The organism is SAR324 cluster bacterium, from assembly GCA_029245725.1.
GTDB lineage: Bacteria > SAR324 > SAR324 > SAR324 > NAC60-12 > JCVI-SCAAA005.
The window spans coordinates 1-7,636 of sequence record JAQWOT010000284.1 but is presented as its reverse complement, the minus strand read 5'-3'; the positions used below and the strand labels follow the sequence as shown (position 1 = coordinate 7,636).

General features: G+C 43.2%; 5 protein-coding genes and 1 pseudogene. 1 reads left to right on the top strand and 5 read right to left on the bottom strand.

Features of this window, described 5'->3' with window-relative positions; genetic code table 11:
- Positions 1-139: 139 nt before the first annotated feature.
- A complete protein-coding gene (locus P8O70_15440) occupies positions 140-2,467 on the bottom strand; it encodes a hypothetical protein (GenBank protein ID MDG2198238.1) in 2,328 nt (775 codons plus the stop codon).
- Here P8O70_15440 and hemW point away from each other — a divergent pair.
- Positions 2,466-3,614, top strand: a complete 1,149-nt coding sequence (hemW, locus tag P8O70_15435) for a radical SAM family heme chaperone HemW (GenBank protein ID MDG2198237.1) — start codon at positions 2,466-2,468, stop codon at positions 3,612-3,614. The genes P8O70_15440 and hemW overlap by 2 nt on opposite strands.
- 4 nt (positions 3,615-3,618) lie before the next feature.
- On the opposite strand, the gene P8O70_15430 is transcribed toward hemW, so the two are convergent.
- The 4 genes and pseudogenes from P8O70_15430 to P8O70_15415 all read right to left on the bottom strand — a co-directional run bounded on the left by P8O70_15430 (position 3,619) and on the right by P8O70_15415 (position 7,449).
- Positions 3,619-4,482, bottom strand: coding sequence for a GNAT family N-acetyltransferase (locus P8O70_15430; GenBank protein ID MDG2198236.1), 864 nt, complete (start codon positions 4,480-4,482; stop codon positions 3,619-3,621).
- Positions 4,483-4,486: 4 nt separating this feature from the next.
- Positions 4,487-5,128, bottom strand: coding sequence for a dTMP kinase (gene tmk / locus P8O70_15425; protein ID MDG2198235.1), 642 nt, complete (start codon positions 5,126-5,128; stop codon positions 4,487-4,489).
- A gap of 16 nt (positions 5,129-5,144) precedes the next feature.
- Positions 5,145-6,384: pseudogene (locus tag P8O70_15420) on the bottom strand (APC family permease).
- Between the two features lie 12 nt (positions 6,385-6,396).
- A complete protein-coding gene (locus P8O70_15415) occupies positions 6,397-7,449 on the bottom strand; it encodes an MBL fold metallo-hydrolase (protein MDG2198234.1) in 1,053 nt (350 codons plus the stop codon).
- Between the last annotated feature and the right edge of the window lie 187 nt (positions 7,450-7,636).

Here is a 7,636-nt window from a genome sequence, read left to right as displayed (position 1 = left end):
GTGAAGAGGAGTTCTCGCATTTTGTTTCTAATTTTAGTTGGGCTGTTAAGGCAGTTTTAAAAAGTTCAAATCAGTTACTAGTAAGGTGGTAGTAAATTAAAATGCAAGCGATTTGAATTACGTAAAGCGACTCGCCTTGTCAAGTTTCCTGCAAATTAACGACAAGTTTGAAACTCCCACGCTTATATTCACGTCGATCTAGAATTTCCAGATAGTGAGAAGCGAGTTGATAAAGATTGTCATCTTCAAGCAAGAAATCCTCCGGAGTACACACCTGCAAGAGTTGAGAAAAATATAAACGAGCATCGAAAAGATTGTGCTCTCTGTAGGCAAGTTCCCCTAGGTGATACAAGGTCCTCGGCTGGTCTCCCTGCAAGTCCAAGCTTCTTCGTAAGGCCTCTTTTGCTTTCAGTAACCATTCGAGACTCAGATACAACTTACCTGCTTCTAGAAGTAATCGTGCTTTTTCAACTGAGGTGATCTGAGATTGCTCTAACAATCGGTCCAAATGATTTAGAAACGTTTGAGGATTGCACTTCCTGTTGTTGAGGCGTGGAAAGTCCAACAGCTGGAAAGCCTGCATTCGTTCAGCTTCTTCATCTGTCAACTTTAGCATCCTTGCTGTTAGCACTTCCGAAAACAAAGTAGCTCGAAAGCGAGCATCCGTTCTGAACTTGAGTTTCCCATTACAATTTTTGCAGTTCAATTTTTCGGGCATCCAAAGATCCTGATCTTGCAAAAGGTGTCTCTGCTCTACCAATTCAGCATCAATATATAGTTTTTGAATGGGGTAATGATATGCAGATTGGCACTTCTGGCAGAAAATCCGAACATGCGGAACAACTTCTTGGCGGAATACAACTTCTTCATCAGAAGGCATCAGGTTCTCTTTGCCATGCAGAAGGCACAGTAAACACAGCAACTGTCGGACGGAATTTTCTCCCCTTCGATAGTAACTTAGCAACTTTTCCAAAAATCGTTCATCAGGGACCTTTTCAATCAAATTGAGCAATTGATCAAAGTGATGATGGATTAAAAGTGGGAAATGCTCTACTACCTGATCTATGAGATGTGATGTTGGGTAGCGAATAAAGAGTTCCAGTGCATAATCCAAGTGCTCATGCTGGCGAGATTGAACCAAGTCAGGAAACCATTTTTCATAAATTGCTGTCAGTTGTTCCATCAATTCTGTAAGCCGATACTGCCAAGGCCTCGGAAGAACCAGTGGAAATGGATAGAAGCGCTCGATTGCACCAGAGCCAACCAACCGTAACAGGGCTTGTCGTGGATCTCCAGGAACGGGACTCATCGAGGCATCTGCAGCAAACTGTCGAAGTTCATTTGGTTGCAATAACAAATCTCTGAGAAACATCCTCATCCAGGTTTCGCGAAGTAAAGGAGACTGATATAGGCGTAAGCTGGATGCCATGTGATCTCTTGATTTCTCCAAAAATTCTGTTTCACATAAACTAAGCCAAGCAGAAACAGGCAAGCTGAGAAGAAGCAAGAATTCTTGGTCCTGAATCTTCAGGATTGTCGAATCCCAGTCAGTCGCGACGAGTTCCTTGAATTCCTGAAGACAAGGCCATTCGGAGGTCAATTCAGGATGATCCAATGAAATGCACATTAGATCTTCCAATGCTTGTAATAGCGGGGTAATCTCTTGCTGACGTCGAAGCAGATCCAAGCGAGCCAGTAACTCAGATAATTCAACGTCTATTTGCATCGACAAACCATAGAGGCACCCCGGGTAGAGTTCTTGGAGAGACTTACCGAATTGCAATTGAGCTTGGAACCATTGGATCAGTTCAGCACAATCAAAAATGCTGGCCAAATGCTGAAAGAATTGAGGATCAGTGAAATGCACTCGGAAAAATCGATAATGACGCATCAAGCGTTCAATCTGGTCAGAACTTTGAACGCTTTGGCAAAGATAACCAAACAAGCATAGCGCCTTCATGTGATTTTCACGCTGTTCCCAAAGTGCAGCCTCTAGCTCATCCCAAATTTCGGAATTTAGGCTTTGCACAAGGCACTTGATAGCGCACTGAAGATCGGCCAACTGAAGTTCCTCAGATTCCCATAAATGACGGAACCATTGCGACAGGGCGGGTTTGAATGCTGTATATTTTAATTCTATAAGGGCAACAGCACTGGAATGTTTCAGCGAACCCTTAGAACGATTAAATAAGCCAAAAATTGGAAAAGCAAACTGCTTAAGTTGATATTGTCCGACAAGACAAATTGCTGCTTCCCGACTCTCCGCAATATCTGATTCCAATAACAAATGGACAAACTCGGACGCACGCTCCTGCCAACACTCAATCAGTTGATAAACAGCCCACATGCGGATCTGTCGGTGCTCAGAATGCAATAGATCAAGAGTTTGCTCAAAACCTAAAACTCGAGGCCCCTGCCATTGAATAAGTTCTTTACCAAATTGCTGAATGTCGTCCTGCATTGTCATGTCAAATCCTGCAATTAGTGCTCTATACGTTCACATCCCATTTTGCCATCGGATTTGCCCCTTCTGTTCCTTCACAGTTCGGAAAAATCGACCAAGTGTTCATAGGGAATACTTGACAGCCGTTCTACTTGAAACTAGACGTCGAGTCCAAGATATCACAATTAACGACCTGGAATCACTATATATTGGTGGGGGCACTCCATCTGTTCTTTCATCAACTGAAATTATTTTCCTGATGCAAGGCATCCGCCAGTCCTGGACACTCTCAAGAGACTGTCAGATATCACTCGAATGCAACCCAGAGGATGTTAAATCCGATTATTTGGGGACACTGCTTAATTCAGGTGTAAATCGTTTGAGCATAGGTGTGCAAAGCTTTCAACAAGAATTTCTCAAAAGCTTGGGGCGTAATCACACCGTAGAACACCTTCGTCAGAACTTGAATGCGCTCAGAGATGTTGGTTGGAAAAACTTCAATATTGATTTGATGTTTGGCCTCCCTAATCAAACCCTGGAACAATTTCAATTTGATGTAAAAAAAGCACTCGAATGGGGCCCCACACACTTGTCATTCTATGCACTTGAACTGGCCGAACAAACCCCTTATAGCAAAAGCGAGAAAATTCGAAAGTCTTGGATGGACGCTCAAGAAATTACGACTGATATGTATTTGTGGGGTACGGATTATCTGGAAAATAATGGGTGGGAGCATTACGAGGTTTCCAATTTTGCCAAACCAAACTATCAGGGCCGAATGAACGAAATGGTTTGGAATGATTCAGGATATCTAGGAGTGGGAGTTGGTGCTCACTCTTATGATGGAAAAAGCAGGTGGGGGAATCTAAGGTCTCTTCACCGATATTTACAATTGTTGAAAGAAAATTGCTTGCCCACAGCTTTCTCAGAAACTCTTACTGACACTGAAAAAGCGAACGAATTCCTGATGCTCCAGCTGAGACAGACAAATGGACTATCGTTAAAGAAATGGGTAGGGAATTTTGCTCCCAAAAATTGGATGGACAATCATTTTGATGTATTGAGAGCTTGGCAAAAAGAGGGATTGTTAAATTGGATTGGCGATCGAATCATGCTTACAAAAAAAGGATTGCTGGTTGCAGATGCTCTGACTGCCGAATTGAGTTTATGATTTCTCAATAGATACAGGGTTGGCGCTTATTTCGATCTTCAATGTAATTCATTAGGTCGTCTGGTGCCAATCTCTTATTTGAGCTTTTCGGAACAAACCTACTCAGAAAGCTCCGTTTCAAAGGCCAACCAGACATGACCAAGAAGAGCCCAAAGGTGTTGAGTGAAATCTGCCGTAGGGAGTTCCAGTCAGTTTTGCATGGAGGTCTTTCAGTGTAATCTGTATAAGATTTTCTGCGTTCAGCCTGAAAAACAACGGTATTGAATGGTGAACCCAATTCAAAAAATGCCCAGTTATTTTTCATTGAGAACCGATAGTTTGGCAGCCCTTGATCCTTGATGAGGGTTAGGTTCCCCTGCCACTTATTCAACCAAAAATTATTTTCTAGGTAAAATTGAACAGCATTTCGCCAACACCAATCGGTTTCTAGCTCAATACCCTGTAAATGATTTTCGAACACGGTTTCTTCTACCAAAGCTAGAACTTTCTTTCCAAGGCCAAGACCTCGAAATGCCGGCAATAGGTATAAGCTTCCCACAAAAAGTCGATTCTTACCAATGGTTGGATGGCCTAGAGCTATTATCCCCGCTCGATCATCAGATGCTTTGATCCAAAAGTGTTGGTACCTTCCCCAAGCCTCAGGTCCTAAGAAGGATTCTGTCTGTAGCAAACATCGGTTGCGCCAATATCGTCTCTGCTGATCACTCCACCCATTGGGATCTTCAATAATTCCACATCGGTTTTCGACAAGAATTGCCAAATCGTGATCAGCCCAGATTTGGGCTTCTTCCGGATCATCTATATTTAACTGTTCGAAGGTCCCACCTATCAAGAAATCATCAAATTTGAGTATGCGTTTCTGAATCATTTCTTCAAAGAAGCCAATCTGCAGGAAGTTGAATTTGATGTTGAATTTTTTCTATTGATTGGGAGGCATCGATGGGCACACACCGTTTTGGTTCACACCTCAACAATTCTCTGAAAGAAAGATCTACTCTTTGGAAAAACTTTACTGATTCCAAATCTAGCCTTGAGAGGCCCACACCCCCATTAGCCTCTCGTTGCCGCAAGCGTTCAAGAGCCATTTCTGGAGATAACAATAAAACGAACGTTTTGTCAGGTTGAAAAGGTTGAATCTTCTCCCGGACTATGGAGTTAAGAAAGGCCAAATCTAAATTACGCCCACCACCCTGATAAGCGACGGTAGAATCATGGAAACGATCACTTATCACCCACGTTCCTTCAGCAAGTGCAGGAACCACCTTTTCCTGAAGATGCTGAAGTCGGTCTGCCAAGTACAATAGGAGCTCGGTTTCAGGAATCATCTCTTGATTTTCAGGATTCTGTAACACCTGCCGAATTGCTTTTCCAATTCTTGTTCCTCCCGGTTCTCGGGTCAGTTCTGTGTTGATACCCCTTGCACGCAAAAAGTCACTAAGCAATCTGGCCTGGGTACTTTTCCCACAACCGTCGATTCCCTCCAGAGTGATAAATCGCGCTGGAATCTTACTCATTGCGAAACATTCAATTTTAATTGGATTGATGACTTCGGGAGTAAATAACAACTGAGAATAAAACAGCTGGAACAACAAGAACTCCAACTGTAATCCAACTCTCTTGTTCTACAAAAATACTTAGAAATCCGCATGAAAAGAGACCAATGAGTGATACCCACTTTGGAAAGATTTGATCCTGCTCGTTGAGCCGAAGTGCTGCTAGATTTGTGATTCTGTAGTAGGGGAGGACAGTCACTGCACTTAACGGCCATGTCATGCGAACATCACCCATCAAACATAGCGCAGCCACAACAACACTTGTGAAGAGAACAGCTAGTCTAGGGTTACTTTGAGTATCTAATTTAGCAACAGCTTTTGGCAGATCATTTCTTCACCCAAGAGCCAGGTAGACTCTTGAAAGTCCAAGAACTAGATTCAGTAAAACGCCAAGCATCGCAGTGATGGCACCCACCTGAACAAGTTTCTCTAACCAAGTCTGCTCAAACGTCTGAACCATTACTTCTAAGCGAAGGGGTTGATTTAAACCAACTCCGAGTCCTAAGTCTGCCAATTGCTGATACTTTGTCAGGACCCAACCCACAGAGGTGCAAAGTAGCCAGGAAACTACCAAAGTTGCACAAATGGCCAATGGAATTGTTCTTCGAGGCTCTCTTACTTCTTCCCCCAAAGTAGCTATTCTACCGTAGCCTGTATATGCAACGAACAATAATGCTGTGGCTTTCAGCAGCCCTTCTGGAGATAATTGATTGTCTCTCAAGTTAGAATCAGTAGTCGTCTCCACAAAAGAACCAAATAGAACAAAAGAAACCAATGATAATATTGTTATCAGAACGATAGCGATATTGAACTGATTCGATCTTCTGAGGCCAAGTAATACTAAGCAGGTGATCAACAAAGAAAGAGCAGCATTTCCGAGTCGCAAAGCAAATTCAGTAAGCTCCAGATTGAGTGCAGCAGCTGAAAAGCTCAAAACCCCCAATGCAGCAGTAGCAGCGGAGGCACTTTTTGCGATTAGAAATAACCATCCCGCACATATACCAAATAACGGGTGCAGAGTTCTGTAAGAATATTCATAGGTCCCTCCACTGAAAGGGTATGCAGCTGCTAATTGAGCACTGCTCAATCCATTCTCCAACTTGGCCAATTACTAATCCAATACTGACAAAAACCCCTGTCCCAAGAATTGACCCTAGACCAAGAAAAACAGCTCCCAGGACACCAATCTCATGATGCAGAACCTCCGGATTACCCATGATTTCGATCGTTCAGAGTCTCAAGGTTTGGCCGTGTTTCAGTGTGATAAAGCTATCTGGACTCAACTTCCTCTCAGTCAAGACTTCCTTCAGCCGTTGTGATGGTTCCAGTAACGGTTCGTCGGTAAGATTCAAGAAAATTCCCCAATGCATGCCAACAGAAAATCTGCTTTGAACGTCCTGATGAATTTGAACAGCTTCATCTGGATTGACATGCATGTCTTGCATAAACCATCTCGGAGCATATGCCCCAATCGGAATTAAGGAGATATCCATGCTTCCAAAGCGTTCACCAATATCTTTAAAATCTTGAGAATAACCCGTGTCACCCACGAAAAACATCTTCTGTTCAGGCGCCTCTACTACCCATCCGGCCCAAAGTGTCTTGTTGGTATCGAATAATCCTCTGCGACTCCAGTGCTGCACAGGTACGGCGTTCAACTGCCAGTCACCAACTCTATGGCTTTGCCACCAATCAAGTTCGATCACTTTTTCGTTGATACCAATATCAGCAAACCAATCTTTCAAACCTAGTGGCACCAAAAAGAGAGGTGGATTTGCCGGCTGTTGTTCTACCAAAGCCGATACAGTTTTCCGGTCTAAATGGTCATAGTGGTTGTGTGAGATAATTACGATATCAATGACAGGAAGATCCGTTAGAGCTAATCCTGGTTCCACAAGTCTCTGTGGTCCCAAAAAATTTACTGGCGATGCTCGTTGAGTCAAATGGGGGTCCGTAATCAAGTTGATCCCTTGATATTGCCAGAGGAATGTCGAGTGTCCTATCCATGTCATTGTTGGGACCGTTCGGTTTTCTCTGAGAAAATCAATGTCTGGCTTAATCAATTCAAATTGAACGGGTTCTTGTTCGATCCGACTTTGATGCCAGCGCCATAACTTGGAAAAACTATTGGTCATTCTCTCAGGTGGAAGATAATTATTTTGAAAACCATCTTCTGTGTAATGGACGGGCCGATTCTTGGCTAGTCCATGAGAATCAATACAAGCACTCAAGGACATCAGTAACAGAAGTGACAGGGCAGACAATTGTAGTCGGTAAAGCATTTTGTGACTCAGGAGGGAGTGAAGGCGTTCATTACTTACAAAAGTGTAAGCTGATCTTTGTTCGACTAGGGCCTATCATCAAATAGACATTTGATCGTTTGAGGCACATTGTTCTCCTTAGGGGAAAAGCCCTTTTTTTCCTTTTCCCCTAAGGAGAACAATGACTACCAGACGCTACACTCTCCGT

Coding starts and splice junctions, on each gene's coding strand:
- hemW (MDG2198237.1), top strand. CDS start 2,466: ATGTCAAATCCTGCAATTAGTGCTCTATACGTTCACATCCCATTTTGC.
- P8O70_15440 (MDG2198238.1), bottom strand. CDS start 2,467: ATGACAATGCAGGACGACATTCAGCAATTTGGTAAAGAACTTATTCAA.
- P8O70_15430 (MDG2198236.1), bottom strand. CDS start 4,482: ATGATTCAGAAACGCATACTCAAATTTGATGATTTCTTGATAGGTGGG.
- tmk (MDG2198235.1), bottom strand. CDS start 5,128: ATGAGTAAGATTCCAGCGCGATTTATCACTCTGGAGGGAATCGACGGT.
- P8O70_15415 (MDG2198234.1), bottom strand. CDS start 7,449: ATGCTTTACCGACTACAATTGTCTGCCCTGTCACTTCTGTTACTGATG.